This is a genomic window from Protofrankia sp. Cas3, assembly GCF_963555955.1.
GTDB lineage: Bacteria > Actinomycetota > Actinomycetes > Frankiales > Frankiaceae > Protofrankia.
In genome coordinates this window covers 1,929-2,780 of the sequence record NZ_CAUVXP010000312.1, presented here as the reverse complement: position 1 = coordinate 2,780, position 852 = coordinate 1,929, and the positions used below count along the sequence as shown (strand labels likewise).

Here is an 852-nt window from a genome sequence, read left to right as displayed (position 1 = left end):
CCCCCCCGCCCCACCTACCTTCCCCGACTCACCCACCAACCCCGACGACGACCCGGGCGACAGTTCTGAGTTCTCTGTCAACGAGGAGCAGTTTGGAAGAAAATGGGGGAAGCACGCCCAGGACTATGGTTTCAATCCAGGCGACGCCGATGCTCGCAAATGGTTCCGTATGAGAATGGATGACGTACGTTTCTCGTATGATGAGATCCGCCGAGGAGCATGGAATCCGCAGGGAGGAGGAGGTCGGGACTACTTTTTTTATCGCAAGGGTGGCGATCTATTGATTACAAAGGGTGATGGAGAGTTTGTTACGATGTTTCCGATGTCTCATCCGAACGGATGGTTCGAAGCTGCGAGTCCGTTTTTTAAGTGATGATAGGGAGGAGGGTTGTATATGGACCTATTGCGCGAGGCGTTCGGCCGAGAAATAGCCAGCCTACAAGGGATCTTCTATCTGAGCGAAAGCGTTGATGCCGCCCCATCCCTGGATTCCGTGGAACTCGTCTTCAGGGATGGGGGGTCGATCATTTTTACATCGGCAACAGATTGGATTTTGAGGGTTTCCGTGGGGGCTTGGCCTCAACTTCCTGAATGGTGTTGGCCATCAAAGTCATGGGTATTCGCTCTGGTGGAGACGCAAATTGGCAATGCGGGATTTGTCGAAGTAGTAGATGTGAAGGATTTGCATAATGAAGTGGGGGATTTTGTTGGCTCGATCCTGGAATTCAGTGCCGGTAATCTGGTAATTAAGTCGGGTGACGCAATAACTGTCGAGTTGTATGTCACATCCTGAGGGTTTTCGATCTTTATGGAAATGTAGAGCGTAATAACGATCGGGATCTGCCGGTCGGC

General features: G+C 51.6%; 2 protein-coding genes. Both read left to right on the top strand.

Annotated elements, in window-relative coordinates:
- Positions 1-373, top strand: a 373-nt coding sequence (locus tag U9983_RS27600; protein ID WP_322756812.1) for a hypothetical protein, incomplete at its 5' end; no start/stop codon positions are given.
- 21 nt (positions 374-394) lie between these two features.
- Positions 395-793 carry a hypothetical protein gene (locus U9983_RS27595; protein ID WP_322756811.1) on the top strand — a complete coding sequence of 133 codons (399 nt, stop codon included), beginning with the start codon at positions 395-397 and terminating at the stop codon, positions 791-793.
- The last annotated feature ends 59 nt before the right edge of the window (positions 794-852 follow it).

Coding starts and splice junctions, on each gene's coding strand:
- U9983_RS27595 (WP_322756811.1), top strand. CDS start 395: ATGGACCTATTGCGCGAGGCGTTCGGCCGAGAAATAGCCAGCCTACAA.